This is a genomic window from Sporosarcina psychrophila, from assembly GCF_001590685.1.
GTDB lineage: Bacteria > Bacillota > Bacilli > Bacillales_A > Planococcaceae > Sporosarcina > Sporosarcina psychrophila.
The window spans coordinates 3,706,481-3,720,451 of sequence record NZ_CP014616.1 but is presented as its reverse complement, the minus strand read 5'-3'; the positions used below and the strand labels follow the sequence as shown (position 1 = coordinate 3,720,451).

At 42.1% G+C, this 13,971-nt stretch carries 9 protein-coding genes; 8 read left to right on the top strand and 1 reads right to left on the bottom strand.

The window, feature by feature from the left end; translation table 11 throughout:
• Positions 1-562: 562 nt before the first annotated feature.
• The 8 genes from AZE41_RS17665 (at position 563) to AZE41_RS17630 (ending at position 11,606) form a co-directional block, all read left to right on the top strand.
• Positions 563-1,696 (top strand): ABC transporter ATP-binding protein, encoded by a 1,134-nt coding sequence (locus AZE41_RS17665; protein ID WP_067212204.1) that lies wholly within the window; start codon positions 563-565, stop codon positions 1,694-1,696.
• Positions 1,693-2,595, top strand: coding sequence for a carbohydrate ABC transporter permease (locus AZE41_RS17660; protein ID WP_067212202.1), 903 nt, complete (start codon positions 1,693-1,695; stop codon positions 2,593-2,595). Before AZE41_RS17665 ends, AZE41_RS17660 begins: the two co-directional genes overlap by 4 nt.
• On the top strand, positions 2,592-3,410 hold the full coding sequence (locus tag AZE41_RS17655) for a carbohydrate ABC transporter permease (protein ID WP_067212201.1): 819 nt from the start codon (positions 2,592-2,594) through the stop codon (positions 3,408-3,410). The genes AZE41_RS17660 and AZE41_RS17655 overlap by 4 nt, the downstream gene beginning before the upstream one ends.
• 34 nt (positions 3,411-3,444) lie before the next feature.
• Complete coding sequence (locus AZE41_RS17650) at positions 3,445-4,821, top strand: ABC transporter substrate-binding protein (RefSeq protein WP_418064631.1); 1,377 nt, start codon at positions 3,445-3,447, stop codon at positions 4,819-4,821.
• Between the two features lie 198 nt (positions 4,822-5,019).
• Positions 5,020-7,389 (top strand): bifunctional 2',3'-cyclic-nucleotide 2'-phosphodiesterase/3'-nucleotidase, encoded by a 2,370-nt coding sequence (locus AZE41_RS17640; RefSeq protein WP_067212195.1) that lies wholly within the window; start codon positions 5,020-5,022, stop codon positions 7,387-7,389.
• Between the two features lie 479 nt (positions 7,390-7,868).
• Positions 7,869-9,560: a methyl-accepting chemotaxis protein gene (locus AZE41_RS17635; RefSeq protein ID WP_082786690.1), complete on the top strand. Its 1,692-nt coding sequence runs from the start codon at positions 7,869-7,871 to the stop codon at positions 9,558-9,560.
• A 159-nt stretch (positions 9,561-9,719) separates the two neighbouring features.
• On the top strand, positions 9,720-9,881 hold the full coding sequence (locus AZE41_RS22880; RefSeq protein ID WP_156476084.1) for a hypothetical protein: 162 nt from the start codon (positions 9,720-9,722) through the stop codon (positions 9,879-9,881).
• Between the two features lie 630 nt (positions 9,882-10,511).
• On the top strand, positions 10,512-11,606 hold the full coding sequence (locus AZE41_RS17630; protein WP_067212189.1) for a CapA family protein: 1,095 nt from the start codon (positions 10,512-10,514) through the stop codon (positions 11,604-11,606).
• Positions 11,607-11,793: 187 nt separating this feature from the next.
• Here AZE41_RS17630 and AZE41_RS17625 read toward each other — a convergent pair whose 3' ends face one another.
• Complete coding sequence (locus tag AZE41_RS17625) at positions 11,794-13,968, bottom strand: 5'-nucleotidase C-terminal domain-containing protein (protein ID WP_231885708.1); 2,175 nt, start codon at positions 13,966-13,968, stop codon at positions 11,794-11,796.
• Between the last annotated feature and the right edge of the window lie 3 nt (positions 13,969-13,971).

The following is a 13,971-nucleotide window of genomic DNA, read 5'->3' as shown; positions in this document are numbered from 1 at the left end:
TGGTATACCTCACCAGAATACCGAACAAATCTAGCGAAGGAGCGACAAGTGTGAGCCGAAGCAATAAGACCGACAGTGATCTTCTGGCGGGCTTATTGCGTGAGGCCATCACCAAGCGACAAAGCGGTGTTGAAAGAACATTCTATTTGTTAAATTATTACTATATACGAATGTAAATGTTTGTAAAGATTCCGATAAAAATGCAGGGAATAGATTCTTTTTATAGAAAGGTATACCAGAGAGTTGAACTTATCGCCTTTTAAAAAGATAAGAAAGTATCAGTTTTTTGATTTAGAACAGTGTCTAGCTCCAGGCGCCAACCCCTCGGAGGCTCACAGGCTCTGATCCTTGAAAGCCGTTTTGCTGTGGGGGCTCTGAAGTACGCCTCCTCGTACCTGCAAGGAGGCAGGTATGCAGTGGGGAGGGATTGAACTACATCCCTCCTTGTTGCGACAGGACGTCGCGATCTTCGACTGCCTTCCTTTTCACTTATGCCTGTCGGGGCTGGACGGCGCCTTGCGCTTTTCTTAATTGGGTTTTCTAATGGAAAGGGATTGAATTTATGAAAAAAGTGGAGCTTATTAATTTATCAAAATCATACGATAAACAAGTGGATGTTATCTCCAATATAAACGTAACCATTGAGCCTGGCGAGTTTTTTGTCCTTGTCGGTCCTTCCGGTTGTGGGAAAAGCACGATGCTCCGGATGATTGCGGGTCTTGAGAATATTACGAGTGGCACACTTAAAATCGGTGATCAGGTTGCCAATCACTTATCACCCGATAAGCGTGACCTTTCAATGGTATTCCAAAACTATGCGCTTTATCCACATTTGACAGTTCAACAAAATATTACGTTTGGGCTCGATGTGAAAAAAGTGAAGAAAGCTGTACAGCGAGAACGGGCAGCTGAAGTGGCGAAGATGTTGGGGCTCACCGATTACTTAAAAAGGAAGCCACGTGAACTATCAGGTGGTCAGCGGCAGCGAGTTGCGCTTGCCCGGGCAATTGTGAGTGAATCGCCAATTTGCCTTATGGATGAACCGTTATCTAATTTGGATGCGAAGTTGCGGGCTCATATGCGTACGGAAATCAGACGGATCCAGCGGAAGCTAGGTATTACAATGATTTATGTGACGCATGACCAAGTTGAGGCAATGACGATGGGCGACCGTATTATGATCCTTCATGAAGGAAAGATCCAACAAGTCGGAAAACCGATTGATATTTACAACAATCCGGCCAATCCATTTGTCGCCACGTTCATCGGTTCACCACCAATGAATTTAGCATATTCCGATGTCGATAAAAAAGCATCAGCAATCGTCATTGGAGATATACTGCGTTTGCCGGTACCGTCTGAGGAAGTTATTGGTATCCCTGAGTATCAACTTGTTGCGGGCATCCGACCGGAACATTTACGACCAGCCTTTAAAGATACGCCAGAAAAGGATAAGCTGTATGTCGTCGTAACGAACGTTGAGATTTTGGGCAATGAAACCGTGTTTTCATTTAAATTGGGTACCAATGAATGGATGGCCAAATGGAGTGGACAATGGCATATCGACATTGGAGATTCAATTCCAATCCTTATTGACTACGGCGCATTCTGTCTCTTTGAAGCTAGAACTGGTGATTTAATCAAAAAGCCGACGGACCTTGGAAACTTCGTATTCGGCAAAGAGGTGCTTGTATGACTTCGCTTGAAAAGCCAGGAATCTGGAAAAAGACGACGAATGGCAGAACCGCGCTTCTTTATTTATTGCCATCGATAGTCCTTTTTTCAGTGTTTGTCTTTTATCCGATGTTTAGAACAATTTACTTAAGTTTTTTCTTAACAGACCAAAATGGAAACGCCGCGATATGGGTAGGTTTTGAAAACTATACGTATTTACTAGAGTCCACTGCATTTCTCAATAGTATGAAAGCAACCGGGTTATTTGTCTTATACACAGTACCTATTGGCATCATCTTAGCGCTATTTTTCGCATTGTTAGCGAATGAAAAACTGAAAGGGATTGGATTCTTTCGAACAGTGTATTCGTCAACAATGGGAATTTCTGTTGCAGCGTCATCCGTGATTTGGTTATTCATGTTTAACCCAAGTATGGGGATGTTCAATCGGATGCTGAGCATGTTGAATTTGCCACAAATACAGTGGTTGCTTGATCCGGAGTGGGCACTTCTATCCGTCTCCATTTCGACGATTTGGATGAACATCGGCTTTTCGTTTCTCATTTTACTCGGAGGGTTACAAAATATTGATGAACATCTCTATGAGAGTTCCAGGATCGATGGAGCAGGATATTTTTACAGATTGCGTCGAATTACGCTTCCGATGTTGTCACCAACTTTGTTTTTCATCATTACTATTTCACTCATTAATGCGTTCCAATCGTTTGGCCAGATTGATATTTTGACACAAGGCGGTCCGTCGGCATCGACGAATCTTATTGTTTACTCCATTTACCGCGAAGCCTTTATCAATTACCAGTTTGGAACGGCGAGTGCACAGGCAGTCACATTGTTTATTATTATTCTGATTGTGACTATTCTTCAATTCAAACTGGGGGAAAGGAGGGTCCATTACCAATGACAACAAGCCTTCCTAAAAAGATTTGGATCTATTTCCTGCTAATTACTACGTCTTTTCTTGTATTCTTTCCAGTTATGTATGCGTTTTTGATTTCATTTATGACAGGACCCGAACTATTGCAGGGGAAGTTTCTACCACAGTCATTTAGTTTGGATAACTATATTAAAGTGTTTGATAGGTTGCCATTGTTGAATTACTTATTGAACAGTTTCATCGTTTCCGTAAGCGTGATGCTTGGGCAACTGGCGGTGTGTAGTCTTGCTGCTTATGCCTTCGTTTTCATCCAGTTCAAAGGGCGCGATTTCATCTTTTTCCTGTTCATATCGACAATGATGATCCCATGGGAAGCAACCATGATTCCAAATAAATTCACAATCCAAAAACTCGATTGGCTCAATACGTATCAAGGGCTGACGTTACCCTTTTTTGCACTGGCGTTTGGGACATTCCTGCTACGACAACATTTCAAAACGATTCCGAAAGAGTTGCACGAAGCCTCTCAAATTGCTGGTTTAAGTAAATTCGCCTTTTTCCGACGTGTGATTTTGCCTGTTTCAAAAACGAGTCTTGTCACGCTTGGTGCATATGGCTTTTTAACGACTTGGAATATGTATTTATGGCCGTTACTTATTACGACAAATACATCTGTGCGAACCGTTCAAATCGGTTTAAAGCAATTACAATCCCAAGAAACGGGAACTGAATGGGGGGTGGTTATGGCAGGTGTTATCGTAGTAATTATTCCGACATTATTATTGTTATTTATCGGGCAGAAGCAATTGCAGAAAGGTTTATCTCAAGGTGCTTTAAAATAATGATTACTATTATGACAAAGGGGTGCTCAGTAGGATGAAAATGTTGAAATTGTCGTTTGTTTGGCTTCTTATTTTGAGTTTGGCCGTTCTCGCAGCGTGTACGAACAGTGATAGTAGTACAAAAGATGATGAGACCGAAACGTCCAAACCTGCTACTAGCGAAGGAACAGAATCGGAAGAAAGCGATGAAAAAGTGTCCATTGAATTTTGGCATGCTATGTCCGGTACAGGACAGGAGTCACTCGATTCAATCGTCAAAGGCTTCAATGATTCACAGGATAAGTATGAAGTGGTAGCCGAATTCCAAGGTACCTATGAAGAATCGCTGACAAAGTTACGTGGTGTCGGTGGGACAAAAGACGCTCCGGCTATTACGCAAGTATTCGAAGTCGGTACAAAATACATGATCGACAGCGGATATATTGAGCCAATGCAGAAGTTCATCGACAAAGATAATTATGATTTATCTCAGCTTGAAGAGAATATTTTAAATTACTATAAAGTTGACGGTGAGCTTTATTCGATGCCATTCAACTCATCGACTCCGGTAATGGTCTACAATAAAGATGCGTTCAAGGAAGCTGGACTTGACCCTGAAAAAGCACCCGAAACGTTTTCAGAAGTAATCGATGCGGCAGCAAAACTGAAAAAGGGTGAGATGTATGGATTCTCCATGTTGACGTATGGTTGGTTCTTTGAACAGCTTGTTGCAACGCAAGGCGGATTATATGTCGATGAAGACAATGGTCGTTCAGGTGATGCAACGGAAGCGCTCTTTAACGGGCCAGAAGGACTTAATGTCTTTAGCTTCTTGGATACTATGAACAAAGCTGGTACATTCGGTAACTTCGGAACAAACTGGGATGACATTCGCGCAGCATTCGCATCCGGAAAAGTTGCTATGTATATGGATTCATCAGCAGGAGTAGCAGGAGCCATCACCAATGCGCCATTTGACGTAGGTGTTGCCTATATTCCGCATGCGGATGAAGTGGAGCGGAATGGTGTTGTTATTGGCGGTGCTTCACTTTGGATGTCCAAAGGCATCGCTGAAAAAGACCAGGAAGCGGCATGGGAGTTCATGAAATACTTAACAACGGCAGAAGTGCAGGCACAATGGCATTTGGATACAGGCTATTTCGCCATTAATCCAAAAGCTTATGATGAAGAGAACGTAAAAGAGAAGTGGGCGGAATTCCCGCAGTACAAAGTAACGGTAGATCAGTTGCAAGACACAGTGCCGGGCCTCGCGACACAAGGAGCGCTCATTTCAGTCTTCCCGGAATCACGCCAGCAGATTGTCACTGCATTGGAAGATCTTTATCAAGGAAAGGACCCACAAGAAGTACTTGATAAAGCAGCTGAAGGAACAAACCGAGCAATGGAGATTGCCAATAAAACGAAGAAATAGAACTATAGATAATAAGCCCCTATTTGAACAAAAAAAAATAGGGGCTTATTTCGTATTATTCGAAAAAGTGAGTGTAATCAGTGCGGGATATTTCGGATTCCGTGATATGCTAGAAAGTGAGTTGGCTAGCTTACTAGAACAACTTTGTCATTCCGTGTATTCGCACGGAAATGAATACAAAATAAGGGAGATGGACGAATGTCTTTATTAAAAAAGACGGGGTTGTGGATTGTTATTTTGGCACTCACATTCAGTGGGTTATTGTCTACACCTCAAGCGAATGCAGCTACGAAAACGCAAGATGTGACCCGGGGTGAATATATCACAGCAATCGTTAAAGCACTTGAATTTGAATTAAGTGACGGCGAGACGCTCGAATTTACAGATGTAGATGCACAATTGGCGCCTTACGTGGAAGCCGCACAGAAAATGGGCATCATCAAAGGAGCTACTTCAACAACTTTCAAGCCGGGTCAAAAGCTGACACGTGAGCACGCATTTCTGATTGCGTCCCGGGCCATCAAGTCAGAAGAAGTTTTTTCTACTGATTTGCTTGATAAATTCAAAGACAAAAGTTCATTTAAGACAAACGAATTTGTGGAGCTTTCAAGAAGTGTCGGACTCGGGTTGTTACAAGGATTTGAAGACGGCACGGCAAAACCTCAGAAGCTCGTAACAAAAGTACAAGTTACTAAAATTATTGATCGGTTGTTACGTGCATATAATGTGGAACCGCCAACGAATTCAGTTTCACTGCGCATTTTAGGAACATCTGATTTGCATACGAACTTTGTTAACTATGATTATTATCAGGACAAAGTATCGAATGAAGTCGGACTTGCGAAAACAGCGGTCTTAATTGAAGATGCGCGTGCAGAAAAGCCAAACAATCTCCTGTTCGATAACGGAGATTTAATCCAAGGAACGCCCCTTGGTGGTTATAAAGTAACCGTAGACAAGCTTGAAAAAGGTGAACTTCATCCGGCACTGGCTGCCCTTGAGTCACTTGATTATGATGCAAGTACATTAGGCAATCATGAGTTCAACTATGGTTTGGATTATTTGGATTCGGTATTGGAGGAAGCGCCATTCCCGGTATTGAATGCCAATGTCTATGATGCAAAAACGAAGAACAATCGCTACACACCTTATGCTATTTTCGATAAAGAAGTTGTCGATGGGATAGGCGAAACGCATACGTTGAAAGTTGGCGTTATCGGTGTTGTTGCACCGGGAATCGTTCGTTGGGACCGTGCACTACTTGACGGTAAAGTGACTGTAGAAGATGCAGCAAATACAGTTGAGAAATTCATCCCCGAAATGAAGGGGCAAGGCGCTGATATTATCGTGGTCTTGTCACACTCAGGAATGGGAGATGAAATCCATACTGTTGATGAAGATGATGTAACGTATCAAATTTCACAACTCGATGGGGTAGATGCAATTTTGACAGGTCATAACCATGCAGTATTCCCTGGAGATTTTGGGGATCTTAAAAATATTGATATGGAACAGGGAACAGTGAATGGAACACCTGTCGTGATGCCGGGTAAATTTGGTAGTCACTTGGGCGTCATTGATCTTGAACTAAAAAAATCAGGCGATCAATGGGCTGTTATCAAAGGTAAAGGTGCAGTGCGGGAAATTGATAAAAAATCAGATAAAGTTGTTCAAAAAGTAATCGATGCAGTAAAAGAAGCACATGAAGGAACAATCGAGTATGTGCGCAGTCCAGTAGGTAAAACTACGGCACCAATTAATAGTTACTTTGCTCTCGTGAAAGACGATCCTTCAATTCAAATTGTGACAAATGCACAAAAATGGTTCGTTGAAGATAAGATTAAGGGCACTGAATACGAGAAACTGCCTGTCCTATCATCGGGCGCCCCATTTAAAGCAGGTGGTCGTAATGGAGCAAACTATTACACTGAAATTCCAACAGGTGAAATTGCCATTAAAAACGTGGCAGACCTTTATGTATTCGACAATACAGTGTTCGCGCTTGTTATGACAGGCGCAGATGTTAAAGAATGGCTTGAAATGTCGGCAGGCCAATTTAACCAAATCGACCCATCATCTAAAGAACAACAAAACTTAATTAACGAAGAGTTCCGTACGTATAACTTCGATGTTATCGATGGAGTCACATATGATTTTGACGTCACCCAACCTGCTAAATATGATTACGATGGAAAAACGATTAATGACTCAGCTAATCGAGTTGTCAATTTGCAGTATGATGGAAAACCGATTGATTCAAAACAAAAATTCCTCGTAGTGACGAATAACTATCGTGCAAGCGGAGATTTCCCAGGTGTACGCAATGCTACAGATTCAATCGATTACGCTTATGAAAATCGCCAGGCAATCATGGACTACATGATTGATGTAGGTACAATTGACCCATCTGCAGACAGCAACTGGGCATTCGCACCATTGAATGAAAGTATCAATGTTACATTTGAAACGTCTGGAAAAGCGAAAGAAATCATCCCACAAGGAAGCGGTATTGAATATCTGTCTCCAACTGAAGAAGGTTTCGCGAAGTATTCATTGAAACAGAAATAATGTACTGAATGAAAACGTACAAAGGGGGGGAATTCCTTTGTACGTTTTTTATTGCCTAGGAAATTATCAAATTTCGTACTGGTGATAAGTTGTAACGTCGAGATTTACATCTGGTCCCCCAACCCGCAACCCCTGTATCCACGCGAATTCATGAATTTAGAACGTCTTCCTTTACCTTAAGGCCCCCAGAACTTTTCGGGTCTAGAAAGCCGCTCGCGCTTTTGTTAATTAGCGAATGGTTGGCTGAGACGGATGCGGGGAAAACAATATAATTGCGAATGAAGACAACATATTTCGCAAAGTAAACTACGTTCAGGAGCTAGTATATATGTATAATTCACTGGAACAAGTAGTGGAGTTAAATTAATCCGAAAAGATAGTAGGTCTATTATTCTAATTATTCCGAATTAGTATATAAGTAATGCTATTATCCGTCAATAGTTATATAATTTGAATAGGCTAAAAGATCGTGGGGGGAAATGATGAAATTTACTGTAGCGAAAAAATTATGGATGGGTTTTGCAACGATATTGACATTACTTGTCATTGTGGGGGGCCTGAGTTTATGGTCAACAATTCGGATTGGCTCAGATTATACTTTTTTATTGGATGATCGTGTAAAGAAAGTAGAATTGGTAGATGAATTCATCTTGAAACACAATCAAATCCAAGATGATGTGCGAGGCTTTATGCTTTTCAAAGACGATAAGCATTTGGAATCGCGGACGGAAAATGTTAACCGTTTCAACGAATTGTATCAAGAATTAACCGTCTTACTAAAGACAGGAAAACATAAAGCCTTACTGGAAGATCTTGAGGTAGCACGTACGAAATATTTAAACCTGCAAGATGAGATTGTACTGAATGTCCAAGAAGGAAAAGATCGTAAAGCGACGGAACTTGGACGAGCTTCGGCAAATGTGGGCGCTCTTGTTCTGGAAAATGCAGAAATCATCAAAGCGGATCAATTTGAGGAGCAAAAGAAAACTCGTGCTGAGTTGGAAAGCTTCATGATGGCTACAATTATCTTTGTAATTGGAATTATTATTTTTGCAACGCTTCTAGGTATTGTCATTTCAACATTCATCAGCCGGGGTATCGCGCGTCCTGTTCGTGTAGTAACGGATGGGTTGAATGAAATTGCATCAGGAAACTTAACAATTGATTTACTAAAAGTTAAAAACAAAGATGAAATTGGGGATATGGCGGCTGCATTCAACAAAATGGGGACAGATGTAGCAAATATGGTACGTAAAATCAATCTTTCTGCTACACAGTTAGCGGTTCAGTCAGAAGAATTGTCCGCAAGCTCAGAAGAAAGTTTAGCATCTTCTGAAATGGTTGCTAAAACTGCTGAGAATCAGTTAATGGGCAGTGAAAAGCAACAGAGAATTATTGAACAATCCAGTTCTTCCATGGAAGAACTATCATTAGGGGTTGCAGAAATTGCGAGCAATAATGAAGAGATGTTGCAATCAACGGAAACTGTATCAAAACTTGTTACTACGGGTTCAAGTGTAGTCGGGGAAGTATCAGTTCAAATGACAACAATTCATACGACAATCCAGGAATCTTCCGTAATCATGGAGGAAATGGCGCAGCATTCAAATGAAATACAGAAAATTACGACTCTCATCACTTCTATTGCCGAGCAGACGAACTTGCTTGCACTTAATGCGGCAATCGAAGCCGCGCGTGCAGGAGAATACGGCAAAGGCTTTGCAGTTGTAGCAGAGGAAGTCCGAAAACTGGCAGAACAATCGAAGACCTCTGCTACAGAAATCGGCACAATGGTAAGCATGATCCAAAACGCGTCCAAACGGGCAGTCACTTCCATTAACGCTGGCAGTGAGCGCGTAGATATCGGTATCGCTGCAACGGAACAGTCGCGTCTGGTCTTTGAAGAAATTCAAAACGCAGTCGGCGATGTTGCAACAAAAGTCGAGACAGTATCTGCTGCAATTGAAGAAATCCAGGCGATGGCAGAAGAAGTGAGCTATGGTGCTAGTGAAATCGCCCAGCTGAGTGGCGAGGCAGCTGCGTCTGCGGGGGATACAAGCGCAGCAACAGAAGAACAGTTGGCGGTCAATGAAGAGATTTCATCTAGCGCGCAAGCACTGGCAAAACTTGCCGAAGATCTCCAAATGGAAATGAAGCATTTTAGGGTATAAATAGTAAAAAGAGCTAGTCAAAGCGAACACCAAGTCTCCGGACTCGTTGTTCGCTTTTTCTGTATATTAGTTTTGAGTATTCTTAAACTAAGTCTTTTTAGCTTGAAAAAGGAGCTTTTAGGGTATTAATAATACTATCGATAAAAAGGAGTGCTTTTAATGTCTGAAAAAAAGAAGCAAGATTCGAAAAAAGAAAATAACAATGGATTTACGGGAATGCCAGAAGAGAAGCCGTTTCCAGACTTCGAGCCAAAAATGAGTGAAGAAAAGCAAGTTGAACAATTTAAGGATACTGCAGAAAATGGCAAGAAAGATAAGTAATATAATTAATGAGACACTGCCCCAAAGTGTCTCATTTTTCTCTACCATAGTCTTTTAGTTTCTACGAAACGCTATTCAGCGCTAACTTCCGGTCTATAATGAGTTAGATATATATGTTGAATTAAAGAATCCCATTGAATTTGCTGTGGTGCACCATAATGAGAGAGGTGTAATTCGGAGTGTGGATTGAAGAACGCTTGGCGCTTTGGGGATGCCTTTGCCGCGCCTGCGCTAGGTTGTTCATTATCGAGAGAAATGTGATTTTGAGATGTATACGCCGAGATTATAATGTGCTTATTTTTTGCTACTAATTCTATTCAAGAAAGACACATTCCGGGTTGCAGTTTTCATCGCAGATAATGAAAAGCTCTTTCTCACATAGACTATCTAGCGCAGGCGCGTCTTCGTGGTAGCCGGAGCGATAAGACTGAAAGTGGTTTCCTTTCTGGCTTATCGCGGGAGGCATCCACAAAGCGCCGAAGCGGTATTAGGGGGAATCCTAATTGATTCCAATTACAAGGGCTTTTTCAGTGGCCTCCCAAAATCCCTTGTAAAGCGTATACGCCGTATTCATTTGTTCAACATAGATAGTAGTGAAAATCTAAAATTAGCAAGACAGGGGATAGTTTAGTGAAAAGGAAAGTATTTGTGCTAATGATTATAATGTTTATTCTAAGCGGGTTTAGCCTACGTGATTATATGGGGGAGAAGTCCACTGAGATTACCGTACCTGCCGATTTTGCAGAACGTAGTATACCGGTCACGCTAGATATAAAGATTGATATGAAGACGGTAACCATTGGTATGATTGGCGATATTCTTCTTCATAATCCGCTCTATACTTACAATAATTATGATTTTGCATTTGCGGCCGTGAAAGACCGACTGACAGGTATTGATTTCTTGCTGGCTAACCAGGAGTCAATGCCGGGTGGTGTGGAGCTAGGACTATCTGGTTATCCGAGCTTTAACAGTCCAAAACATATTATCCGAGATTTGAAAAAGACCGGCGTTGACATGGTATCGATCGCGAATAATCATACAATTGACTTGAAAGAAGCAGGTCTGCGGAAAGCAATCAGCAATATTAAAGAGTATGGCATGCCCTATGTTGGCGCATATACATCTAGTGAAGACAAGGAGAAAGATCGAATTGTGGAAGTTGATGGCGTTCGGATTGGCGTTCTAAGCTATACGCACAACACGAATGGCAACCCAATTCCGCAAGGGAAAGAATATTTAGTCTCCGTCACTGAGCAGCAACAGATGCGCGAGGAAATTGTCCAACTTAGAAGCCTGGTGGACGTGTTGGTTGTTTCCATGCATTGGGGGACAGAATATCAATTAACAATATCGGAAGCGCAAGAGGAGTTTGCGGGGCTCATTGCTGATGCTGGTGCGGATATAATTTTCGGCCATCATCCACATGTGTTGCAAAAATACGATGAGGTAGAGAAAACGAAAGTGTTTTATTCACTTGGTAATTTTTATTCAGCGCAGCAGTTTGACTCGACGAATGTAGGTGGTATCGCAAGAGTTTCTGTGGATCATACGAAGTTCGCAGGGAAGCAATACATAGGAATAGGGGAGGCTGAATTTTTCCCTACTGCCGTGATAAGAGATAGCAACAGAAAGTACATTGTTGTTCCATTAAAAGATGCGGAATTGGATGGAATGTATAACGAGGGATGGGTCGAATCACAAGTAGGTCTTCCATCATTTTAATGAAAAGAAAAAGCGTTCTTGCACACTATGAGAAGAGTGCAAGAACGCTTTTAGACCCGTAATTAAAAGACAGTATATATTTTTTCAACCTAGAGCAATGTCTAGACTCCAAGCGCCAACCCCTCGGAGGCTCATAGGCTGTGATCCTTGAAAATCGTTTTGCTATAGTGGCTGAATGTCGCTTTTTTTATTCAGCCTTCTTCGCTTGTTTTACATTGTAAATGAAGTTCGAGACAATTTTCGCTGCATGTTCCCGTGATGTAGATTGACCAGGCATAAATTTACCGTCAGACCCAGTAGTGATTCCGAGTTCGTGAAGCATAGAGATAGCGTTCACTGCTTCCGAGCCATAGTTACCGAAATCTGCATATGGTGCTTTTGCAGCTGCTGTGTATTTTTTACCTGTGTAATTTTCATACGCGCGTTCTAGCATCAACGCGAATTGTGCACGCGTCACTTTTTCACTAGGCATGAACTTGCCGTTAACGCCTTTAATCAATCCATTTTCGTATGCTGCAACAATTTCCGCTTTTGTATCAGCAGCATAGTTTTCGATGTCGTTAAATGGTGCCGAACCATCAGCTTTCAGGTCAAGTGCGCGGACAATCCAAGAAGCAGCTTGTGCACGTGTCATTTCTTTTTCTGGACCATATGTCGCATCTGTACCTTTCAAAATTCCGCGGTAATAAAGATCTGATACGTAAGGATAAGCCCAGCTATCGTAGGCAACGTCACTATAAGGGACTTTTGCTAGGATACGGCCTTCTATTCCTGAGTTGATTGTGCCGATAGATTTCATATGATCTGCGAAATTTTCCCAGTCGGAGAAGCCTGGCTCACTGGCACGTCCATCTGCATATGCTTTTTTTAGAACTTCATAGTTGTCGCCACCTTGAGCAGTGAAGACGTTAGTTGTGATTTTATATGTTTTGTCAGCTTCTATTTCCTTGCCATCGATTGCCATTGAGATGACTCGATTGCCGATTTCAGCTGCGGGATTGAAAATCAGTTTCATTCCAGAAACGTGAAGGAAGCCACCATCCTCCTCTGGGTACTTCTCGACAGATCTTTCAAAAACAGATTTCAATTCTGCACCGCTTAGTTCCATCAATGCAAGTGTATTACCAAATGGCAGTACAGAAATTGCCTGACCGTATGTAATCGGACCTTGTGGAATTGAAGTCCGGATACCGCCGCCATTTTGGAATGCGATAACAGTCGAAGGAGCGATTTCTTTCGCCTTAGCGAGCATACCGTCCGTGATGATATTCCCTAGATTGGTTTCACCTGCACGAACACCGCCAAGATCACGGAGACCGCTAAGGAATACGCCAGCCGTGGCGCCAGTTGGTTTTTCCATAGTCTCTTTTACTTTATCAGAAAAAGGTTTAATAAGTTCTGCTGCGCCTGCGTCAACTGCGGCATTTTCACCGCCGACAGCATGAAGGACACCGCTATAATCTTTAATGACACCTTTATCATCGAATGTGATGTCAAGTTGACCTAAGAATTTATTGTACTCATTCGCTTGAACGATAAGCACAGGTTCAGTATCCTTATTAACTACGAAAGGTTCGTCAAGTTTAACATGCGTGTGCCCCCCGACGATAATGTCGATACCTGGCACGTTTTTAGCAAGAAGAAGATCGTTGTCGACATTGTCAGAGTCATTATATCCTATATGAGTAAGTGCGATAATTTTGTTCACACCGGCTTTTTCAAATGCAGCAACCGCTTCTTTCGCTTCCACAATATAGTTCGTAAATATCACTTTTTCAGGGCTCGAAATGTCTTTTGTTTCTTCAGTCGTTAGTCCGAAAATACCGACTTTCTCACCATTCACTTCTTTAATAATTCCGTTATAGATTTTACCGTCTTCGGCTTTTGCTTCGACTGTTTTAGATTGAAGACCATCGAAAAGCGGGTCTGCCGAGAAATCAGTATTCGCACTAATGAATGGGAATTTCGCACCTTTGATGAAATCTACTAGCGCTTTGTGCCCTTCTGCAGAGGAGCCAAGGTCGAACTCGTGGTTGCCGAATGTCATGGCATCGTACCCAAGATAATTCATAACAGCGAGGTCAGCTTGTCCTTCAAATTCGTTGAAGTAAAGTGTTCCAGAAAAAACATCGCCTGCATCAAGCAGGACATTGTAAGGCTTTTCTTCACGAATTTTTTTGACGAGTGCTGCACGTTCCGCAGTCGTAGCAAGGTTTGCGTGCGTGTCATTCGTGTGGAGAACCGTCATCGAGAAGTCCCCAGTTGCAGCAACGGGTGTTTCGGCAGCCATGACAGGCGTAATAGCAATTGAGCTTAATAGAAGCATAGCTGCTGTAGCACTTTTAGAGTATTTAATAGACAAAGT

Bases quoted from the DNA above. Each gene is read 5' to 3' on its own strand.
- AZE41_RS17665 (WP_067212204.1), top strand. From the start codon at position 563: ATGAAAAAAGTGGAGCTTATTAATTTATCAAAATCATACGATAAACAA.
- AZE41_RS17660 (WP_067212202.1), top strand. From the start codon at position 1,693: ATGACTTCGCTTGAAAAGCCAGGAATCTGGAAAAAGACGACGAATGGC.
- AZE41_RS17655 (WP_067212201.1), top strand. From the start codon at position 2,592: ATGACAACAAGCCTTCCTAAAAAGATTTGGATCTATTTCCTGCTAATT.
- AZE41_RS17650 (WP_418064631.1), top strand. From the start codon at position 3,445: ATGAAAATGTTGAAATTGTCGTTTGTTTGGCTTCTTATTTTGAGTTTG.
- AZE41_RS17640 (WP_067212195.1), top strand. From the start codon at position 5,020: ATGTCTTTATTAAAAAAGACGGGGTTGTGGATTGTTATTTTGGCACTC.
- AZE41_RS17635 (WP_082786690.1), top strand. From the start codon at position 7,869: ATGATGAAATTTACTGTAGCGAAAAAATTATGGATGGGTTTTGCAACG.
- AZE41_RS22880 (WP_156476084.1), top strand. From the start codon at position 9,720: ATGTCTGAAAAAAAGAAGCAAGATTCGAAAAAAGAAAATAACAATGGA.